This is a genomic window from Arthrobacter agilis (genome assembly GCF_030816075.1).
Taxonomy (GTDB): domain Bacteria; phylum Actinomycetota; class Actinomycetes; order Actinomycetales; family Micrococcaceae; genus Arthrobacter_D; species Arthrobacter_D agilis_E.
This window is the reverse complement of the sequence record NZ_JAUSXO010000001.1, coordinates 1,811,623-1,831,355: the sequence shown is the minus strand read 5'-3', so window position 1 is coordinate 1,831,355 and position 19,733 is coordinate 1,811,623. Positions and strand designations below refer to the sequence as shown.

At 71.1% G+C, this 19,733-nt stretch carries 17 protein-coding genes and 2 pseudogenes; 16 read left to right on the top strand and 3 right to left on the bottom strand.

Annotated features, from left to right (window positions below; all coding sequences use genetic code 11):
- Nucleotides 1-46: 46 nt before the first annotated feature.
- Nucleotides 47-3,670 (top strand): chromosome segregation protein SMC, encoded by a 3,624-nt coding sequence (gene smc / locus QFZ50_RS08445; protein WP_307083355.1) that lies wholly within the window; start codon nucleotides 47-49, stop codon nucleotides 3,668-3,670.
- Here the strand turns inward: smc and QFZ50_RS08440 are convergent.
- The gene (locus QFZ50_RS08440; RefSeq protein ID WP_307083352.1) at nucleotides 3,667-4,932 is read right to left on the bottom strand and encodes an MFS transporter; all 1,266 of its coding nucleotides are present in this window, start codon (nucleotides 4,930-4,932) and stop codon (nucleotides 3,667-3,669) included. The genes smc and QFZ50_RS08440 overlap by 4 nt on opposite strands.
- A 64-nt stretch (nucleotides 4,933-4,996) precedes the next feature.
- On the opposite strand from QFZ50_RS08440, the pseudogene ftsY reads away from it, so the two are divergent.
- From ftsY to QFZ50_RS08425, 3 genes and pseudogenes are all read left to right on the top strand, one after another.
- A pseudogene (ftsY, locus tag QFZ50_RS08435) lies at nucleotides 4,997-6,191 on the top strand (signal recognition particle-docking protein FtsY).
- Nucleotides 6,192-6,369: 178 nt separating this feature from the next.
- Nucleotides 6,370-7,701: an ammonium transporter gene (locus QFZ50_RS08430; RefSeq protein ID WP_307083350.1), complete on the top strand. Its 1,332-nt coding sequence runs from the start codon at nucleotides 6,370-6,372 to the stop codon at nucleotides 7,699-7,701.
- Nucleotides 7,698-8,036, top strand: a complete 339-nt coding sequence (locus QFZ50_RS08425) for a P-II family nitrogen regulator (protein WP_043445797.1) — start codon at nucleotides 7,698-7,700, stop codon at nucleotides 8,034-8,036. The genes QFZ50_RS08430 and QFZ50_RS08425 overlap by 4 nt, the downstream gene beginning before the upstream one ends.
- Before the next feature lie 182 nt (nucleotides 8,037-8,218).
- Here QFZ50_RS08425 and QFZ50_RS08420 read toward each other — a convergent pair whose 3' ends face one another.
- A complete protein-coding gene (locus QFZ50_RS08420; RefSeq protein ID WP_307083346.1) occupies nucleotides 8,219-9,658 on the bottom strand; it encodes a glucose-6-phosphate dehydrogenase in 1,440 nt (479 codons plus the stop codon).
- Nucleotides 9,659-9,838: 180 nt separating this feature from the next.
- On the opposite strand from QFZ50_RS08420, the gene ffh reads away from it, so the two are divergent.
- The 3 genes from ffh to QFZ50_RS08405 all read left to right on the top strand — a co-directional run bounded on the left by ffh (nucleotide 9,839) and on the right by QFZ50_RS08405 (nucleotide 13,166).
- Entirely contained in the window at nucleotides 9,839-11,419 is a 1,581-nt protein-coding gene (ffh, locus tag QFZ50_RS08415; protein WP_307083344.1) for a signal recognition particle protein, read from the top strand.
- A gap of 41 nt (nucleotides 11,420-11,460) precedes the next feature.
- The gene (locus QFZ50_RS08410) at nucleotides 11,461-12,168 is read left to right on the top strand and encodes an alpha/beta fold hydrolase (RefSeq protein WP_307083342.1); all 708 of its coding nucleotides are present in this window, start codon (nucleotides 11,461-11,463) and stop codon (nucleotides 12,166-12,168) included.
- A gap of 86 nt (nucleotides 12,169-12,254) precedes the next feature.
- Nucleotides 12,255-13,166, top strand: coding sequence for a VOC family protein (locus QFZ50_RS08405; RefSeq protein ID WP_307083340.1), 912 nt, complete (start codon nucleotides 12,255-12,257; stop codon nucleotides 13,164-13,166).
- Here QFZ50_RS08405 and QFZ50_RS08400 read toward each other — a convergent pair.
- Nucleotides 13,147-14,013 (bottom strand): phytanoyl-CoA dioxygenase family protein, encoded by an 867-nt coding sequence (locus tag QFZ50_RS08400; protein WP_307083338.1) that lies wholly within the window; start codon nucleotides 14,011-14,013, stop codon nucleotides 13,147-13,149. The genes QFZ50_RS08405 and QFZ50_RS08400 overlap by 20 nt on opposite strands.
- 268 nt (nucleotides 14,014-14,281) lie before the next feature.
- On the opposite strand from QFZ50_RS08400, the gene rpsP reads away from it, so the two are divergent.
- The 9 genes and pseudogenes from rpsP (at nucleotide 14,282) to QFZ50_RS08355 (ending at nucleotide 19,659) form a co-directional block, all read left to right on the top strand.
- Nucleotides 14,282-14,686 carry a 30S ribosomal protein S16 gene (rpsP, locus tag QFZ50_RS08395; RefSeq protein WP_307083337.1) on the top strand — a complete coding sequence of 135 codons (405 nt, stop codon included), beginning with the start codon at nucleotides 14,282-14,284 and terminating at the stop codon, nucleotides 14,684-14,686.
- A gap of 1 nt (nucleotide 14,687) precedes the next feature.
- Nucleotides 14,688-14,933, top strand: coding sequence for an RNA-binding protein (locus tag QFZ50_RS08390; protein ID WP_104050540.1), 246 nt, complete (start codon nucleotides 14,688-14,690; stop codon nucleotides 14,931-14,933).
- Between the two features lie 118 nt (nucleotides 14,934-15,051).
- Nucleotides 15,052-15,624, top strand: a complete 573-nt coding sequence (rimM, locus tag QFZ50_RS08385; RefSeq protein ID WP_307083335.1) for a ribosome maturation factor RimM — start codon at nucleotides 15,052-15,054, stop codon at nucleotides 15,622-15,624.
- Nucleotides 15,624-16,416 (top strand): annotated as a pseudogene (gene trmD / locus QFZ50_RS08380) (tRNA (guanosine(37)-N1)-methyltransferase TrmD). Before rimM ends, trmD begins: the two are co-directional and overlap by 1 nt.
- Before the next feature lie 213 nt (nucleotides 16,417-16,629).
- On the top strand, nucleotides 16,630-16,989 hold the full coding sequence (gene rplS, locus QFZ50_RS08375) for a 50S ribosomal protein L19 (protein WP_104166690.1): 360 nt from the start codon (nucleotides 16,630-16,632) through the stop codon (nucleotides 16,987-16,989).
- 8 nt (nucleotides 16,990-16,997) lie between these two features.
- The gene (lepB, locus tag QFZ50_RS08370) at nucleotides 16,998-17,687 is read left to right on the top strand and encodes a signal peptidase I (protein WP_307083334.1); all 690 of its coding nucleotides are present in this window, start codon (nucleotides 16,998-17,000) and stop codon (nucleotides 17,685-17,687) included.
- A 76-nt stretch (nucleotides 17,688-17,763) separates the two neighbouring features.
- A complete protein-coding gene (gene lepB / locus QFZ50_RS08365) occupies nucleotides 17,764-18,585 on the top strand; it encodes a signal peptidase I (RefSeq protein WP_307083333.1) in 822 nt (273 codons plus the stop codon).
- Nucleotides 18,582-19,325 carry a ribonuclease HII gene (locus tag QFZ50_RS08360; RefSeq protein WP_307083332.1) on the top strand — a complete coding sequence of 248 codons (744 nt, stop codon included), beginning with the start codon at nucleotides 18,582-18,584 and terminating at the stop codon, nucleotides 19,323-19,325. The genes lepB (QFZ50_RS08365) and QFZ50_RS08360 overlap by 4 nt, the downstream gene beginning before the upstream one ends.
- 7 nt (nucleotides 19,326-19,332) lie before the next feature.
- Entirely contained in the window at nucleotides 19,333-19,659 is a 327-nt protein-coding gene (locus tag QFZ50_RS08355; protein WP_105031007.1) for a DUF2469 domain-containing protein, read from the top strand.
- Nucleotides 19,660-19,733 lie beyond the last annotated feature (74 nt).

Below are 19,733 nucleotides of genomic sequence, written 5' to 3'. Positions count from 1 at the left end.
TCCAGTAGATTAGGGAGGTCCCTCACCACCTGGAGATCCTGACACCGTGCACCTGAAGAGTCTAACCGTGCGAGGGTTCAAGTCTTTCGCCTCGGCGACCACCTTCGACTTCGAACCCGGCGTCACAGCCGTCGTGGGGCCCAACGGCTCCGGCAAGTCCAACGTGGTGGACGCACTCGCCTGGGTGATGGGCGAGCAGGGCGCCAAGACCCTGCGCGGCGGCAAGATGGAGGACGTCATCTTCGCCGGCACCTCGGGCCGCGCACCGCTGGGCAGGGCCCAGGTGTCGCTCACCATCGACAACAGCGACGGTGCCCTCCCCATCGAGTACACCGAGGTCACCATCAGCCGCACCCTCTTCCGGGCGGGCGGCTCCGAGTACGCGATCAACGGCAGGCACTGCCGGCTCCTGGACATCCAGGAGCTGCTCTCCGACTCCGGGCTGGGGCGGGAGATGCACGTCATCGTCGGCCAGGGCCAGCTGGACAAGGTGCTGCACGCCACCCCCGAGGACCGGCGCGGCTTCATCGAGGAGGCCGCCGGGATCCTCAAGCACCGCCGCCGCCGCGAGAAGACCGTGCGGAAGCTCGATGCCATGCAGGCGAACCTGGCGCGGCTGTCCGATCTGACCGCCGAACTGCGGCGGCAGCTGACGCCCCTCGGGAAGCAGGCCGAGGTGGCCCGCCGTGCGCAGCAGGTTCAGTTCGCCGTCCGGGACGCACGGTCGCGCCTGCTCGCCGACGAACTCGTCACCCTGCGGGCCGGCTTCGACCGTGACACCGCTGCCGAGGCGGCGCTGCAGGCGCGCCGCGAGGAGGCCGAGACGGCGCTCGGCGCCGCCCAGGCACGCCAGGCGCACCTCGAGCGTGCCGCTGCCGCGTCCGTCCCGGCCCTGAACCGTGCCCGGGAGACCTGGTATGCACTGTCCAGCGTCCGGGAGAAGCTCGCCGCGCTCGCCGCCCGCGCGGAGGACCGCGGGCACCTCCTCGGGCAGGGCGGCGCCGAACCCGACCAGGGCCGCGACCCCGATCACCTGGACCGGCAGGCCGCACGGGTCAGGACCGAGGTCGAGGGACTGCAGGAGGAGGTCGCGACGCTCACGCACGCCCTCGAGGCGACCCTCGCCGCCCGCCGCGACGCCGAGGGGGCATCGGCTGCGGAGGACGCGCGGCTCGCGCGCCTGCTCCGTGCAGCCGCCGACCGGCGCGAAGGCGACGCACGGCTCGCGGGAACCGTGGGCGCGGCCCGCTCACGCGTCGAGGCGGCCGTCGCCGAACTCGGCCGCCTCCGCGGATCGGTCACGGCGGCCGAGGAACGGCGGCGCACGGCCGAACGGGACTTCGCCGCGCTCGAGGGCCAGGTCGCCGGAGCGGAGGAGGGGGAGGAGGGGCTCGACGCCGAGCACGAGGACGCGTCAGCCCTCCTGGACACTGTCACCGGGGAGCGGGCCGCGCTCGTCGAGGAGGAACGTGCGGCCGAACGGGAGCGCGGCGCCCTCGCTGCGCGGCTCGAGGCGCAGCGCGAGGGCCTGCAGCAGCGCGACGGCTCGGAGGCGCTCCTCGCGGCAGGGCTCGAGGGCGTGTCCGCGCCGCTGGCGCGGCTCCTCCACGTGGCAGCCGGCTTCGAGAAGGCGATCGCCGCGGCCCTCGCCCACGCGGCGGACGCCGTGACCGTCGACAGCGTCACGGTGGCGGTGCGGGCGCTGGAGCTCCTCAAGCACGACGACGCCGGGCAGGTGTCGATCGTCGTCGCACCGGGCGTGGCGGGGGACCGTCCGTCCGGACCGCAGCAGAAGGACCGTCCGGAGGCGACGCCGGTGCAGGAGGACGTCCCGGTCCCCGCGCTCTCCGTGGTCGCGGTGCCCGACGCGGTCCGGCCCGCCGTCGAGGAACTCCTCGCCGGCGTCGTCGTCGTCGCCGACCTGGCAGAGGCCGCAGCCATCGTGGAGGCGGGGTCGGCGACGATCGCCGTCACCCGCGAGGGCGACGTCCTGTCCCGGCACACCGCACGCGGCGGGACGCCCGGGGCCGCGGGCTACCTCGAGCTGCATGCCGCGGCCGAGGAGACCGGGGTAAAGCTCGCGGAGGCCGTCGCCACGACCGAACGCCTGCGGTTCAGGCTGTCCGCGGTGGACGCCCGCCGGCAGGCAGCCCAGCAGCGCGTGGACGCCGCTCTCGAGCGCCTGCACGAGTCCGACGCCCGCATGGCGGCCGTCGCCGAGAAACTGGGGCAGCTCAACGCGAACCTCCGGTCCGCCTCCGGCGAGGCCGTGCGCCTCGCAGCCCTCGTCCGCGCGGCCGAGGCGAACCTCGTCCAGGAGGAGTCGAGACTGCAGGAGGCCGCCCGGCGGCTGAAGGACCTGCAGGACCAGCCCGTCGACGCCGAGCCGTCCACCGAACAGCGGGACGCCCTGCAGCGCGCCGCCGTCGAGGCGCGGCAGGCAGAACTCGAGGCCCGGCTCGCACTCCGCAGCCGGGAGGAGCAGCTCTCCGCCCTGGCCAACCGGGCCGCCTCCCTCGAGCGCGCCGCCCAGTCCGAGCGCCGGGCCCGGGAGCAGGCGGCCGAGAAGGCGCGCATCCGAGCGGCCCAGGCACGGAAGGCCGCCGCAGTCGCCCGGGCAGCACGCGAGGCCGAACGGGCGGCCACCGCCTCGGTGGCCGCGGCCGCCGAGCAGCGCGATGCCGCCGAGGGCCTGCGCGACCAGCAGGACAGGGAACTCCAGGAGGTGCGCAGGGCCGCCGCGGACCTCGCCGTCGACCTCGCGCGGCTGACCGACTCCGTGCACCGCGACGAACTCGCCCGCACCCAGCAGAGGCTGCGGATCGAGGCACTGGAGGATCGCGCCATCGAGGAGCTCGGCCTGACGCCGGACCACCTCGTCGACGAGTTCGGCCCCCACCTGCCCGTGCCCTCGGACGCGGCGCCGGAGGACAAGTGGGCCGAGCTGAGGGCCCCGGTCGACGACGACGGCCGGCCGGTGCCGGTGGGCGTCCCGTTCGTGCGCGAGCAGCAGGAGAAGAGGCTGAAGCGGGCCGAACGGGACCTCGCGGCGCTCGGCAAGGTGAACCCCCTGGCGCTGGAGGAGTTCGCGGCCCTCGAGGAGCGGCACCAGTTCCTCAGCACGCAGCTGGCCGACCTCAAGGCCACCCGGAAGGATCTCCTGGACATCATCCGGGACGTCGACGAACGCGTGGAGCAGGTCTTCACCGCCGCCTACCGCGACACGGCCGAGCAGTTCGAGCGCGTCTTCGCCACCCTCTTCCCGGGCGGCGAGGGCAGGCTCGTCCTCACCGACCCCACGGACATGCTCACCACCGGGATCGAGGTCGAGGCGCGGCCCGCGGGCAAGAAGATCAAACGCCTGTCGCTGCTCTCCGGCGGGGAGCGCTCACTGACGGCCGTGGCCCTGCTCGTCGCGATCTTCAAGGCCCGGCCCTCGCCGTTCTACGTCATGGACGAGGTGGAGGCCGCCCTCGACGACACGAACCTGGGCCGGCTGATCACCATCTTCAGGGAGCTGCGGGAGTCGAGCCAGCTGATCATCATCACGCACCAGAAGCGCACCATGGAGGTCGCCGACGCGCTCTACGGCGTCACCATGCGCGGCGACGGCGTGTCCACCGTGATCAGCCAGCGCCTCGATGCCGAGGCGGAACCGGCCCTCCGCTAGGGCGCTGCCGTGCGTTCCTGCGCGGGTAGGGTCTCGCGGGAACCGAGCCACACCGCCGCGGCGACGACGGCCAGGGCGCCCGTCACCACGAAGGCGAGGTCGTAGGAGCCGGTGGACAGCCGGTCGATGATGACGCCGGCGACAAGGGGTCCGAAGATCGCGCCGAGGTCGGAGCTCATCTGGAAGCCTGCGAGCACCTTCCCGCCGCTGCGCCCGTTGCCGATGACGTCCGCGACGGCGGCCTGCTGCGCCGGGTTCAGCAGCCCGGTCCCGATCCCGCCGACGACGCAGATCGCCAGGAACACGACGACGGTGCCCGAGTAGCCGAGCGCCGCCATGGCGGCGCCGTTGACCAGCAGCCCGGTGATCACGAGGGGCTTCCGGCCGACGGTGTCGGCGAGGCGGCCGGAGACCGTCAGGGCGAGCGCGGTCCCGGCGGCGAAGAACGCGAGCGAGATGCCGGCGATCTGCGGCCCGGCACTCAGTACGGCCGAGGCGAAGAGCGGCACCAGGGCCATCCGGATGCCGAAGGAGGACCAGCCGTTGGCGAAGCTGGACACGAGGGCCGCCCGGTAGGCGGAGTCCTTCACCGCCTCGCGGACGGTCAGGGGGGCTGTGTCCCGGCCCGCCTGGCGCTCGGCGAGCGAGGTCCCCTTGAGCTGGAAGAACACCACCGCCGACGCGACGAGGAGGGCTCCCGCGTAGACGAGGAACGGCACGCGCAGGCCGAGCCCCGCGAGCAGCCCGCCGATGATCGGCCCGCCGATGCTGCCGAGCAGGAAGGCGGTGGCGTAGGCCCCCGAGACGCGACCCCGGATGGACGGCGGTGCGAGCCGCACGATCAGTCCCATGGCCGACACGGTGAACATGGTCGACCCGATGCCGCCGAGGCCGCGGAAGACCAGGAGCTGCCAGTAGTTCCCGGCGAAGGCGCAGGCGGCGGTGGACAGGGCCACGATCAGCAGTCCCACGATGTACACCGGGCGCTCGCCGAGCTTCTCCACCAGCCATCCGCCCGCCGGCGCGAACAGGAGGCGGGTGAGCGCGAACGCGCTGACGATGACCGAGGCGGCGGTCACCCCCACGTCGAAGCTGCGGGCGAACTGCGGGAGGATCGGGGCCACCAGGCCGAACCCGATGGCGATCACGAACGCCGCCGCGATGAGCACCCTGATCTCGCGGGGGATCCGCTCACGCTCCGGCCGCCCGGCGGGCGTGGAGGAGCTGGGGGAAGAGGGGCGCGCGCGAGGGAATCCGGCCATGGTCCCTGAATTCTGTCACCCGGCCGGCGGGATGCTCAATCGGCCCGTATGAGAAGGTGGATCGGTGAACGACATCCTCCTGCCTGTCATCTTCGTCATCCTCGCGATCGCCGTGATCGGGTCGGTCGCCGTCCTCCTGGTGCGCGGCCGCCGCACGCCGCCCGGGCTGTACTCCTCGCCCCGGGACCCCGACGACCAGGTGACGGGCGCCGCCCACGGGGCGACGTCCACGGACGTCCTGGACCGCCCGGACGGCGTCACCACGGACGAGCTCGTCCCGGACGACCTCAGCGGTCTCGACGAGGCACCCGCGCTGCCGGCCCTGGACACGGTCGACCCCGTGCAGGGTCGGCTCGCCCGGTTGCGTGCCCGCCTGGTGCGGTCCAACAACGCGCTCGGCAAGGGTCTCCTCGCCCTGCTGTCCCGGGACAGGATCGACGAGGACGTCTGGGACGAGGTGGAGGAGACACTCCTCCTGGCCGACCTCGGCACCGAACCCACCATGGAGCTCGTGGACGCGCTGCGCGAACGGGTGAAGGTGGCCGGCAGCCGCAACCCCGCGGAGGTCAAGGACATGCTCCGCGAGGAACTCGTCAAACTGGTCGACCCGTCGATGGACCGCTCCCTCGCGACGCAGCGCCATGCCGACCGGCCGGCCATCGTCATGGTGGTCGGCGTCAACGGCGTCGGCAAGACCACCACCGTCGGCAAGCTCGCCCGGGTGCTGGTCGCCGACGACAAGGACGTCATCCTCGGGGCCGCCGACACCTTCCGCGCCGCCGCCGCCGAGCAGCTGGCCACCTGGGGTGCGCGAGTGGGTGTGCCCACCGTCAAGTCCGACATCGACGGCGCGGACCCCGCGTCGGTCGCCTTCGAGACCGTCAAGGCCGGGATCGAGCAGGAGGTCGACGTCGTCCTGATCGACACCGCCGCGGCGCCTGCAGAACAAGGTGGGCCTCATGGACGAGCTCGGCAAGGTCAAGCGCGTCGTGGAGAAGCAGGGCACCGTCGACGAGGTCCTCCTGGTCCTCGACGCGACGACCGGGCAGAACGGCCTCACGCAGGCCCGCGTGTTCGCCGAGGTCGTGAACATCACAGGCATCGTGCTGACCAAGCTGGACGGGACCGCGAAGGGCGGCATCGTGGTGGCCATCCAGCGGAGCCTCGGCGTCCCGGTCAAGCTGATCGGTCTCGGTGAGGGTGCTGACGACCTCGCGCCGTTCGACGCCGAGGGCTTCGTCGACGCCCTGCTGAACTAGGGTCGCCGCCCCGGCCCTCCCGGTCGGGAAACCTGCCTGAAACATCGGTGTCACGCGTCTTTTACGGGAGCGGAATCCCTGTAACCTGCGCGCAACGCGCCACCCAGCAGCCGGAAACACGCGCAACGCATTCTGGAGGAGCGGGAAGTCCCCGCCCTCTTCGGAAGGACAGCGTTCGATGGATCTGACAGCAGGTCACGTCTGGGTGATGATCTCAGCCGCCCTCGTACTCCTCATGACCCCCGGCCTCGCCTTCTTCTACGGCGGCATGACCCGTGCGAAGGCCGCACTGAACATGATGATGATGAGCTTCATCGCCGTCGGACTCGTGGGCATCGTGTGGGTCCTCTGGGGCTACTCCATGACGGGCGGCGACGGCGTCGCGCAGCTCTTCGGCAATCCGTTCGCCTCGTTCGGCCTGGCGAACCTCGTCGGCACCGAGGACCTCATCGGGGCCGGCTACGGGGCCACCTTCGCGATCATCACGGTGGCGCTCATCAGCGGCGCCATCGCCGACAGGGCCAAGTTCGGCGCCTGGACGCTCTTCGTCCCCATCTGGGTCACGGCCGTGTACTGCCCCCTCGCCTTCATGGTGTGGGGCGGTGGACTGCTGAGCGCCGACGGCGCCGTCGGCGGGGCCGTCGGTGAGGCCGTCGACTTCGCGGGCGGCACCGTGGTGCACATCAGCGCCGGCGTCGCGGCCCTCGTCCTCGCCCTGATCCTCGGCAAGCGCCAGGGCTTCGGCAAGGACCCCGCGCAGCGTCCCCACAACATCCCGTTCGTGATGCTCGGCGCCGCACTCCTGTGGTTCGGCTGGTTCGGCTTCAACGGCGGCGCGGCGGGCTCGGCCGAGGAGGCCGGCCTCATCTGGGTCAACACCATGGCCGCTCCTGCGGCCGCGATGGTCGGCTGGCTCGTGACGGAACGCATCCGCGACGGCCGGCCGACGTCGCTCGGCGCTGCGTCGGGCATCGTGGCGGGCCTCGTGGCCATCACGCCGGCCTGCGCCAACGTCAGCCCGGTAGGAGCCGTGGGCCTCGGTATCGTCTCGGGGGCGCTCTGCGCCCTCGCGGTCGGCATCAAGTACCGCCTGGGCTTCGACGACTCGCTCGACGTCGTCGCCGTCCACCTCGTCGCCGGCATCGTCGGCACGCTGTCCCTCGGATTCATCATGATGCCCGTCGAGGGCGAGGGCGGCGGACTGTTCTACGGCGCCGGCCCGGGCCAGCTCGTCGCCCAGGTGGTCGCGGCGGCCATCGCCATCGCCCTGTCGGCGGTCATGACCGCGATCATCGGCCTGGCCATCCACAAGACCATCGGCTTCCGGATCAGCTCCGACAGCGAGGTCACCGGCGTCGACCTCTCGGAGCACGCCGAGACCGCCTACGAGTTCGGGGGGCTCGGCGTGGGTGGGTCCTTCCACCCCTTCGCCGACCAGATGTTCGCGCAGCAGAAGTCCGCACAGCCACAGACCACCCAGCAGAACGTCACGGAGGGCGTACATTCATGAAACTGGTCACAGCGATCGTCCGTCCCGACAAGCTCGACGGTGTCCGGGGAGCACTCGAGAACTACGGCGTACAGGGCCTCACGGTCAGCCAGGCCAGCGGTTACGGCCGCCAGCGCGGCCACACCGAGGTCTACCGGGGTGCCGAGTACACGGTGGACCTCCTGCAGAAGGCACGTGTCGAGGTCCTCGTCGCGGATGCCTGGGTCACCGACATCGTCGACGTCCTCGTCTCCACCGCCAACACCGGCCGCGCCGGTGACGGCAAGGTGTGGGTCATCCCCGTCGAGGAAGCCGTCCGCGTACGCACCGGCGAACGGGGAGAGGCAGCCCTGTAGGACGCGCGCCCCGAGGTCCTGACGTCGGGGGCCGAACCGGGTTCGACGGAACGCCCGGCCGGAGTGACTCCGGCCGGGCGTTCGTGCGTCGTGGCTCGTGCGTCGTGCGTCGTGCGTCGTGCGGCGGTCATGGGGGAGCGCCGACGATCGGCGGCGCCCGGACCGCCGGGGAGGGGCGGGAGTCAGGCCCTGCCGTGCGAGGACGGCCAGCCGTCGGGGCCGTCCGACCCTGCCGGGTACTCCTCGAGCGGCACCCGGCCCTCGGACCACGCCGCCAGGACGGGCTCCACGATGCGCCAGCAGTCCTCGGCGGTGTCGCCCCGCACGGAGAGCGTCGGATCGCCCGCGAGGACGCCGTCGAGCACCTCGCCGTACGGGAGCAGGTCCGTCTCGTTGAGGTCGGCGCTGAGCGTCGCCCGGTCCAGCGAGAACATGTCGCCGGGCCCGTTCACGTCCATCTCGAGCTGCAGCGTGTCGGGGCCGAAGCCGATGCGGAGCTTCGTCGGCGCGTCCTGTCCGGTGAACCCGGTGGGGAGGTGGCTGACGGGGCGGAAGGTGATGACAGCTTCCTTGCGCTTGGCGCCGAGCGCCTTGCCCGAGCGGAGGACGAACGGGACGCCGGACCACCGCTCGTTGTTGATGGACACCGTGACCTCGGCGAGCGTCTCTGTGCCCTTCGCGCCGTCGACGCCGGGTTCGGCGGTGTAGTCGACGATCTGCCGGTCGCCGATCGTGCCCGCCGTGTACCGCGCGCGCCGGCTGCTGCCCGGCTCGTCGAGATCCACGGAGCTCGCCCGGAGGATGGATCCGATGTGGTCGCGCAGGTCCCGTTCGTGGAGGGTCGACGGCGCGTTCAGCGCCAGCAGCGCCATCACATGGAGCAGGTGGCTCTGGATCATGTCCCGCAGGGCGCCGGCGCCGTCGTAGTAGCGGGCGCGGTTCTCGAGGGCGAGGTCCTCGTCGAAGATGACCTCCACCTTCTCGATGTGCAGGTTGTTCCACACCGGCTCCAGGATGCGGTTCGCGAACCGCAGGCCGAGGATGTTGAACACCGTCGCCTTGCCGAGGAAATGGTCCACGCGGTGGATGTTCTGCTCCGGGACGAGCCTGGAGAGCTTCCCGTTGAGCCGGTGGGCGCTCGCCTGGTCCGTGCCGAAGGGCTTCTCCATCACCAGGCGCGTGCTCTTCGGGAGGGAGTCCGGGCCGAGGGCGCTGCAGGCCTTCTGGCTGATGGCGGGCGGGAGGGCGAAGTAGATCGCCACCGGGCCCTCGAGGGTCGCCACGAGGGCGGCCAGCCCGTCCTGGGTCACGTCGATGAAATGGTAGGAGCTGGTGTCGCGCACCTGCTCGAGCGCGGCCCGCCCGCGGTCGTCCGCCTTCTCCAGGGCGGCGGCGAAGGCCCCGCCCACGCGCTCGCGCCAGTGGTCGTCCGTCCAGTCGTCGGATCCCGCGCCCACGAGGTGCAGCCCGTCGGCGCGGCCGAGGCGGATCAGCCGGGCGAGCCCGGGCAGCAGGAGCCGGCCCGTCAGGTCGCCGGAGGCCCCCAGGATCAGCAGCGTCTTGACGCGCGTCTCTGCGTCGGCGGGAATGGTGTCGTGTTCGGCGAGGGAGGATGTGTCCACCTCTTCACCTTGCCACTTATCCCCGCGGGTGTCCTGCACTCCCGCATCGTGGCCCCGGTTGCGCCCCGGGTGATGCGGCCCCCGGCACCCGGCGCCCCGGGGGTCGACCCTCCGGGACCCCCAGTTGATACCCTAGGGAGTTGAGTCTCTCTACTTCCCGATGAAAGAAGTGCACGGCACGTGTTCAATTCACTCTCCGACCGGCTGACTGCGACCTTCAAGAACCTGCGCGGCAAGGGCCGCCTCACCGAGGCGGACATCGATGCGACGGTCCGCGAGATCAGGCGCGCCCTGCTCGACGCCGACGTCGCCGTCCCCGTGGTCCGTGCCTTCACGGCCGCCGTCAAGGAGCGCGCGCTCGGCCTCGAGGTCTCCCAGGCACTGAATCCGGGCCAGCAGGTCGTCAAGATCGTCAACGAGGAACTCGTCGGGATCCTCGGCGGTGAGACCCGCCGCATCAGGCTCGCGAAGAACCCGCCGACCGTCATCATGCTCGCCGGCCTCCAGGGCGCCGGTAAGACCACGCTCGCCGGCAAGCTGTCCAAGTGGCTGAAGGGCCAGGGCCACAGCCCGCTGCTCGTGGCATGCGACCTCCAGCGCCCGAACGCCGTCCGGCAGCTCCAGGTGAACGGTGAGCGCGCCGGCGTCCCCGTGTACGCCCCGCACCCCGGCGTCAGCTCCGAGTTCGAGACCGCCACCGGCGATCCCGTGGCCGTCGCCCGCCAGGGCGTCGCCGAGGCGCGCGCCCGCCTGCACGACGTCGTCATCGTCGACACCGCCGGGCGCCTCGGTGTCGACGCCGAGCTCATGCAGCAGGCCGCGGACATCCGCGCCGCGATCAGCCCGGACGAGGTGCTGTTCGTCATCGATGCGATGATCGGCCAGGACGCCGTCAACACCGCGCTCGCCTTCAACGAGGGCGTGGACTTCACCGGCGTCGTGCTGACCAAGCTCGACGGCGACGCCCGCGGCGGCGCGGCCCTCTCGGTCGCCTCCGTCACGGGCAAGCCCGTCATGTTCGCCTCCACGGGTGAGGGACTGGGCGACTTCGAACTGTTCCATCCCGACCGGATGGCCTCCCGCATCCTCGACATGGGCGACATCCTCACCCTGATCGAGCAGGCCGAGCAGTCCTGGGACAAGGACGAGGCCGCCCGGATGGCGAAGAAGTTCGCCGACCAGGAGGACTTCACGCTCGACGACTTCCTCGCCCAGATGCAGCAGATCCGCAACATGGGCTCCATGAAGAAGATGCTCATGATGATGCCCGGTGCCGCCAACATGCGGGAGCAGCTGGAGAACTTCGACGAGCGCGAGATCGACCGCGTCGAGGCGATCGTCCGGTCGATGACGCCCCACGAGCGGCTGGCGCCGAAGATCATCAACGGCTCCCGCCGAGCGAGGATCGCCCGCGGTTCCGGTGTGCACGTGTCCGAGGTGAACGGCCTGCTCGAACGCTTCGGCCAGGCGCAGAAGATGATGCGGAAGATGGCTTCCGGGGGCGGCATCCCGGGCATGCCCGGCATGGCAGGGCCCGGCGGGTTCGGTGGTCCGCGCAAGAAGGCGGCCGCCGCGAAGGGCAAGAAGAAGCCCCGCTCCGGCAACCCGGCGAAGGCCGCGCAGGAGCTGCAGGAGGCCGAGGCGCGTCGTTCGGCCGCCCGCACCGCCGCACCCACGGGTGCTGCATTCGGCGGCCAGCCGGACTTCGACCCCTCGGCCATGAACCTCCCCAAGGGCTTCGAGAAGTTCCTCGGCAAGTAGCTGATGGTCGGACATCCCGGACCCCGGGCCGAGGGGCAGTGATGGCGTTCGAGCGTGCGGTGTTCGTCCACGGCGGCGATTCCTTCGGTGCCGCGGCATGGCCGCGGCAGCACGGCCTGTCCCTGGACTACGACTGCCTCTACGTGCGCCGGCACGGCTTCTCCGCGACCGAGGAGCCGTGCCCGACCGACCACGGCCGTGACCAGGCCATCATCGCCGAGGCCCTGGGCGGCGGGGGACACCTCGTCGCCCACGCGCAGGGTGCGGTGTGCGCGATGCTGCTCGCCGTCGAGCGCCCGGACCTCGTGCGCACGCTCACGCTCGTCGAGCCCGCCTGCCTGTCCCTGACGGCCGACCTTCCCGCGACGGCGGCCTACATCTCCCGGATGGCGCCCCTGTTCGCCGACCGTGCCGCCATGTCCGACGACGACTTCCTGCGGGCCTTCGTCCGCCGCGAGTCCGACACGGACGCGCGGATGCCCGCCAGCGCCGACGCGCGGCGGGACGTCGCGCGGCTCCGGCTCCAGAGCCCTCCCTGGGAGGCGCCCCTGACGATCGTGCCCGGCGTGCCGACGCTCGTCCTGACGGGCGGGTGGGAACCGCTGTACGAGGAGGTGGCCGCGTACCTGGCGGGTACCGGCGCCGTCCACCGCATCGCCCCCGGCGGCCACCGTCCGCAGGACACCGACGAGGGCGCCGGACTGATCCGGGCGTTCCTCGCCGCGTCGCGCCTGGATGCCGTCGCCTGACGGCCGGTACGCCGACCCCTGCTGGGAATAAGTTGAAGCTTCAACCAGTTGTGCCGGATACCTACTTCCGCACCACGAGGAGCCACATGTCCGCGCAGGATCTCCTACCCGTCGCCACCACCATGGGCACGCTGACGCTGAAGGTCGGCGACCTGGCGTCCATGTCCGCCTACTACGCCGCCGCCCTCGGCCTGGCGGTGCTCGAGGACGGCACCGACGCCGTCGTCCTCGGCCGGCAGGGGAGCGCCGTGCTCCGCCTCGAGGAGGCCCGCCACCTGCGCCTGCCGAACCGCGGCGAGGCGGGCCTGTTCCACACGGCCCTGCTCTTCCCCGATCGCGCGGACCTGGCCGCCGCCGTCGCCTCCGCGGCACGCCACCCCCGAAGCGCGTACGTGGGCAGCGCCGACCACCTCGTCAGCGAGGCCTTCTACTTCAGCGACCCCGAGGGCAACGGCATCGAGCTGTACTTCGACCGCCCGCGCGAGACCTGGGCGTGGACCGAGGACGGACAGGGCAACCGCGAGGTGACCATGGGCAGCCTGCCCCTGCCGCCGCGGGACTACATCGGACAACACCTCACGGAGGCCGCGGCGTCCTCGGCGGAGTCGCGGAGCGCGACCGTGGGGCACGTCCATCTGCAGGTGGGCGACGTGGAGACCGCCCACCGCTTCTACGTCGACGTGCTCGGGTTCGAACGCACCGCGGGCTGGCACGACCAGGCATTGTTCGTGTCCGCCGGCGGGTACCACCACCACATGGCGATGAACGTGTGGAACAGCAGGGGTGCGGGCCCGCGCAGGGACACGCTCGGCCTCGGCGAGGTCCTCATCCGGGTGCCGGCCGCCGACGAGGTGGCGGCCCTCGCCGACCGCCTCGCCCACGCCGGGATCGCCAACCACCACACGGGTGCCGAGCTGCGCTTCGAGGACCCGTGGCGCAACCGCCTGAGGGTCGCCGTCGACGCGCCGTCCGCCGGTGTCAGGCCTCGCCCATCATGAGCCCCTCGATCGAGTGCTTCTGGGTGATCGGGGTCAGCGTCTCCACGATCGGGCACCCGAGGTGGTCGCGGACGCGCTGGGGCAACCGCTCGTAGAACCCGCGGGTGACCGCCATGTCGTGGTGCTCCGCGTTGCCTGCTCCCGGAGCATCGACCCCGAGCACGAGGACCGGCCGTGACTTCTGCGAATCGTTCCGCGTGCCGCGGTGGATCGTGAGGGCCGAGCGCGCCGAGATGTCACCCATCTTCGGGTACTTCCGCTGCGCCAGCGCCTCGTAGCGGGGGTAGGCCGCCTTGGGCGGGAACATCTCGTGGTCGAAGCCCTCCGGCAGGTCCCACTGGGTGGTCGGCGCGACCTCGAAGGGGCCCATGTCCTCCTCGGTGTCCACCGCCGTGGCATTGAAGGCCAGCGACGTCAGGCGCCGGTTCGTGCGGGTCTCCTCCGGCATCGGGAAATCCCGGTGCCACGGCTGGTTGACCGCGCCGGCCCCCGGCACGTCGAAGCCCAGCTCCACGATCTGGTAGTCCGGGCCGAGGACGGACTCGCAGACCATGCGCACCCACGGGTGATCCACGAGTTCGAGCCAGCCCCGCATCTGCTCCGGGTGCATCTCCACGTAGTAGCGCTTCGGGCCCCGGCCCACGGCTCCGTTCGGGCGGGAGAGGGCTTCCTGGAATGCCGCGTCGATGTCCTCGCGCAGCTGCTCGGCCCACTCGCGGGAGAAGGCCTGCTTCCGCGAGATGACGCCCTCCGTGTAGAGGCCGGTCACGGCGGCGGCCACCTCCTCGTCAGCGCCCTCCGGGATCGGGACCCGGATGTCGTCGAGCGTTCGTGTCACGTCGGTCATGGTGTCGTCCTCTTCCGTTGTCCTCGGGCCGGGCGGGCGTCCGGTGCGTCGGAATCGCGCCGCTGTCGGGGCTCCGCCGTCGGAGGCCGCCCGGAATGCTCCTGAATCGCCTAATTTACGCCTGTCTGGCACAATGGAGTCGTACTCGATCCGTGCAGCCCCTCTCTCTGCGCGTGCATTGTGTCCTTTGAACCCCTCTGATTGGCCCGCCCCACGGGAGCAGGACGACGGGTTCGCCCCTTTTCATTTACAAGGAGTGACCACACAAGTGGCCGTAAAGATTCGCCTCAAGCGCATGGGCAAGATCCGCGCACCGTTCTACCGTGTCGTCGTCATGGATGCACGCTCCAAGCGTGATGGTCGTGCCCTCGAAGAGATCGGCAAGTACAACCCCACCGAGGAGCCCTCGTTCATCGAGATCAACTCCGAGCGTGCCCAGTACTGGCTGGGAGTCGGCGCCCAGCCGACCGAGCAGGTCTCCGTCCTGCTGAAGATCACGGGCGACTGGCAGAAGTTCAAGGGACTCAAGGGCCAGGAAGGCACCCTGAGGACCAAGGCACCCAAGGAGTCGTTCGTGGCTCCCGAGAAGGGTTCCGTCATCGTCCCCGAGGCGATCACGCCGAAGGCGAAGAAGAGCGACGACGCCGCCACGGAAGCAACCGAGGCCGAGTAAGTTGCTGGCCGAAGCTCTGGAGCACCTCGTGCGCGGGATCGTCGACAACCCGGACGACGTCCGGGTCTCCGCGAAGAACAACCGCCGCGGCGAGACGCTCGAGGTGCGCGTGCACCAGGAGGACCTCGGCCGCGTGATCGGCCGCCAGGGCCGGACCGCCCGCGCGCTGCGCACCGTGGTGGCAGCCCTCGCGAACGGCGAGCCGGTGCGCGTCGACGTCGTCGACACCGACCGTCGCCGGGGCTGACACCTCCCAGAGCTGACAGGCACGAACCCGATCGGCCCCATCACCAGGACATGGTGGTGGGGCCGATCTCATGTACCCCCCCCCCCCGCAGCACCGACACGACAGCAGGAGCACCACGATGGACGTACTCGTAGCGAGGATCGGCAAGCCCCACGGCATCCGGGGCGAGGTGACCGTGCAGCTCTTCACCGACGCGCCGGAGGACCGGTTCGACGCCGGGGAGACCTTCCGCGTGGAGGGCGCGGCCGTGACGGAGCTGACCGTGGTCCGGGCACGCTGGAACAAGGACATCCTGATCGTCGGCTTCGAGCAGGTCGCCGACCGCAACCAGGCCGAGACGCTGCGCGGCGCCCAGCTCTTCATCGACACCGACGAGGCCGACGACGAGGACGACGCCTGGTACGAGCACGAGCTCGTGGGCCTCGACGCCCGGGTGGACGGCCGGTCCGTGGGCAAGGTGACCGGGCTGCGGACCATGGCCGTCCAGGATCTCCTGGTGGTCGAGCTGGCCGACGGCCACGAGGCCCTCGTCCCGTTCGTGGGCGAGATCGTGCCCGAGGTCGATCCGGGGGCGGGCTTCGTGTCCATCGTGCCGCCGGCAGGACTGTTCGACCTGAACACCCCCGGCTCCAACCAGGCGCCCGACGACGGCGACGACATCGCGGCAGCCGAGGGCGAGGCGCGCGAGTAGTGCGCATCGACGTCGTCTCGATCTTCCCCGAGTACCTGGCCGCACTCGAGCTGTCCCTGATCGGCAAGGCGCGGCAGGACGGCGTGCTCGACGTCCGCGTCCACGACCTGCGCGCCTTCACCACGGACCGGCACCGGACCGTCGACGACACGCCCTACGGCGGGGGAGCCGGCATGGTGATGAAGGCCGAGCCCTGGGCCCTGGCGCTCGAAGCCGTCCTGGCGGAGGCTCCCGCGGCCCCCGCGCCGGCCCACGCTCATCGTCCCGTCGCCCGCCGGGGCGGTCTTCGACCAGGCGATGGCCTACGAACTCGCGGAGCTGGACCACCTCGTCTTCGCCTGCGGCCGGTACGAGGGGATCGACGAACGCGCGATCGACTGGGCGCGCGCGGAGTTCGACGTCCGGCCCGTCTCCCTCGGCGACTACGTCCTCAACGGCGGGGAGGTGGCGGTCCTCGCGATGGTCGAGGCCGTGGGCCGGCTCATCCCCGGCGTCGTCGGTAACCCGGAGTCGCTCCTCGAGGAGTCGCACGCCGACGGGCTGCTCGAATACCCCGTCTACACCAAGCCGTCGTCGTGGCGGGGACGGGACATCCCCGAGGTGCTGCTCAGCGGCAACCACGCGCGGATCGCCCAGTGGCGGCGCCTGGAGCAGTTCCACCGGACGGCCGAGCGGCGGCCGGACCTGCTCGAGGCCGTCGACACCGCGGCACTGACGAAGGCCGACCTCGCGGCGCTGCGCGCGGCGGGATTCGACGTCGTCGACGGCAGGCTCACGCGCACGGCGCATTAGCGGTTCGCGGCGCTGCTGTGGAATAATCAGAGATCGTGTCCACTGGGCCGGGACCTGCCACAGGGGGTGTCCGGCCAACAGTTCGCACACCGGCCGCCGACTTTCCGGATCGGCCGGGAAACCTGCTTCGGCGGCATTGCCAGGACCTACGGTCCTGTCCTTGCCCGCCGTGACCAACGTGGATGACCTGTGGCGTCCACCAGGAGAAACAGCATGCATATCCTCGACTCCGTCGACGCCGGATCCTTCCGCGACAACGTCCCCGACTTCCGCGCCGGCGACACCGTCAACGTCCACGTCAACATCATCGAAGGCAAGAACACCCGTGTTCAGATCTTCAAGGGCTTCGTCGTCGGCCGCCAGGGCGACGGCATCCGCGAGACCTTCACGGTCCGCAAGGTGAGCTTCGGTGTCGGCGTGGAGCGTACGTTCCCCGTCCACAGCCCGGTCCTCGACCGCATCGAGGTCGTCTCCAAGGGTGACGTGCGCCGCGCCAAGCTGTACTACATGCGCGAACTGCGCGGCAAGGCAGCCAAGATCAAGGAGAAGCGCGACCCCAAGACGGTCAAGTAACCCCTCTGGTGCAGTTCACCCCCGCTTCCCGGTCACCGGCCGGAGAGCACCCGAAACGCCGGCCCCATTCCGTGGGCTGGCGTTTCGTGTTCTCCGCCGTCGTCGTCGCGGTCCTCATCACGGGACTCGTGCGCGGCTTCCTCGTCGACGTGTACTTCATCCCGTCGGGATCCATGGAGCCGCTGCTGGCCGAGGGCGACCGGGTGCTCGTCACCAAACTGGAGGACACCCCCGGGGACGTCCGCCGCGGCGACGTCGTCGTCTTCGACGGCCGCGGCTCGTTCGACCCCATCACCGATCCCCGCGGCCTCCCCGAACGGGTCGGCGGAGCCGTCGGCCAGTGGCTGGGGCTCACGGGCAGCGACACCGTCTACGTCAAGCGCGTCATCGGCGTCGGCGGGGACCACGTGACCTGCTGCTCGGACGACGGGCGGCTGACCGTCAACGGCACGGCGATCGAGGAGCCGTACGTCTCCGCGGGCGACGCGCCCAGCGAGCAGGCGTTCGACGTCGTCGTCCCCGAGGGGCGGCTGTGGCTCCTCGGAGACCACCGCTCCGCGTCGATGGACTCCCGCTCACTGCTGGGCGCGCCGGGCGGGGGGCTCATCGCGGAGGATCGGATCATCGGACGGGCCTTTCAGCTAGTCTGGCCACTTGACCGGTTCGCCCCGATCGAGCGGCCCGCGACGACCTCGTAGCGGCACGGATGCCGCACCCGCAGGACCGCACCCGGAGGTTGCACCGGGTGTCACGACCACAGAGGAAACCTTTCACATGGCACGGAACTTCCGCAGGAAGTCGCCCACGGGGGCCGAGGCACCCGCAGCGCAGACGTTCGAACCGGGCGCCGACGCCGGCGGTTCGGCGGAGAACGCAGCGGGGGACTCCTCGCGCCGCAGGAAGGACGCCGACAGGGGCTTCGGGGCGTGGCTGAAGGAGATCGCGACGATCGTCGTGATCGCTCTGGTGCTGTCCTTCCTCATCAAGACGTTCCTGTTCCGGGCGTTCTTCATCCCGTCGGGATCCATGGAGCAGACCCTCGAGATCGACGACCGCATCTTCGTCAACCAGCTCGTCCCGCAGCCCTTCGACCTCGAGCGCGGGGACATCGTCGTCTTCCGCGACACGCAGGGCTGGCTGCCACCCCAGGCCGACGCGCCGGTCAGCTGGCTGAAGGAGGCGCTGGTCTTCATCGGACTCGCCCCGGACGAGTCGCAGCAGCACCTCGTCAAACGCGTCATCGGGCTCCCGGGGGACCATGTGATCTGCTGCGATGCCCAGGGCCGCCTCACGGTCAACGGGGAACCGCTCGATGAGCCCTATCTGTTCCCCGGTGCCACCCCCTCGGACCTCCCGTTCGACGTGGTGGTCCCCGAGGGCAGGGTCTGGGTCATGGGAGACCACCGGAACGCGTCCGCGGACTCCCGCGCCAATCGGGACAAGCCCGGCGAGGGTTTCGTCTCCATCGACGACATCGAGGGCAAGGCCGCCGTCATCGCCTGGCCCCTGAACCGGATCGGGTTCCTCGGCAACTACCCGGACGTCTTCGACGGGGTCCCCGACGCCGCGGCGGCGCCTGCTCCTGCAGGACCATGACCGCACCCCGGAAGAAACGCACCGCCACCCCGACCCTGAGCGTGGAGAGGTCCTTCGCCGCCCACGGCCACCGGTACATCGCCGGCTGCGACGAGGTGGGCAGGGGAGCGCTGGCCGGGCCCGTCTCCGTCGGCATCGTCGTCGTCGACCTCGACGCCGCGACGAGCCTCCGCGGCGTGCGCGACAGCAAGCTGCTCCTGCCGGCACACCGCGAGGCGCTGGTGCCTCGCATCCGCCGCTGGTCCGTCGCCTGCGCCGTGGGGCACGCCACCGCGGCCGAGATCGACGCACTGGGACTCATGGCCGCCCTCCGGACCGCCGGCGCCCGGGCCTGGACGTCCGTCCTGGAGACCGTCGTCCCGGACGCGGTCATCCTCGACGGCAACCACGACTGGCTCTCGGCGCGGTCCCAGGGAGAGCTCTTCGGCACGCCCGACGGCGGCACCGCGCCCGTGGAGCCTGGAGGCTGCACAGCCCCCGTCCACACGCGCATCAAGGCCGACCTGAGCTGCCAGAGCGTCGCCGCCGCCAGCGTGCTGGCCAAGGTGGAACGCGACGCCCTGATGGTGGAACTCGCCGGACGCCACCCCGCCTTCGGCTGGGACGGGAACAAGGGGTACGCCACCGGGGCGCACCGCGAGGCCATCGACGCCGCAGGGCCGAGCGAATACCACCGGAAGACCTGGCGCCTCGGCAGTGCGGACAGGCCCGGCGCGACACACGCGGAAATTGGAGGATGATGAACGGATGAGTGCCGAAGATCTTGAGAACTACGAAACCGACATGGAGCTCCAGCTCTACCGCGAGTACCGGGACGTCGTAGGGCTCTTCAGCTACGTCGTGGAGACCGAGCGTCGGTTCTACCTGGCCAACACCGTGGACCTCCAGGCCCGCTCGGCCGACGGCGAGGTGTACTTCGACCTGACGCTGCAGGACGCCTGGGTGTGGGACGTCTACCGTTCGGCGCGGTTCGTGAAGAACGTCCGCGTGATCACCTTCAAGGACGTCAACGTGGAGGAGCTGTCGAAGTCCGACGACATCGCGCTCCCGAAGGACGGCACGCTCGGCAACTGACGCAGGGCAGGGTCGCCGGCCTCCACCGGCGACCCTGCGCCCGGGCGCCCTCCGACCCTTGCGGGCGCGGACTC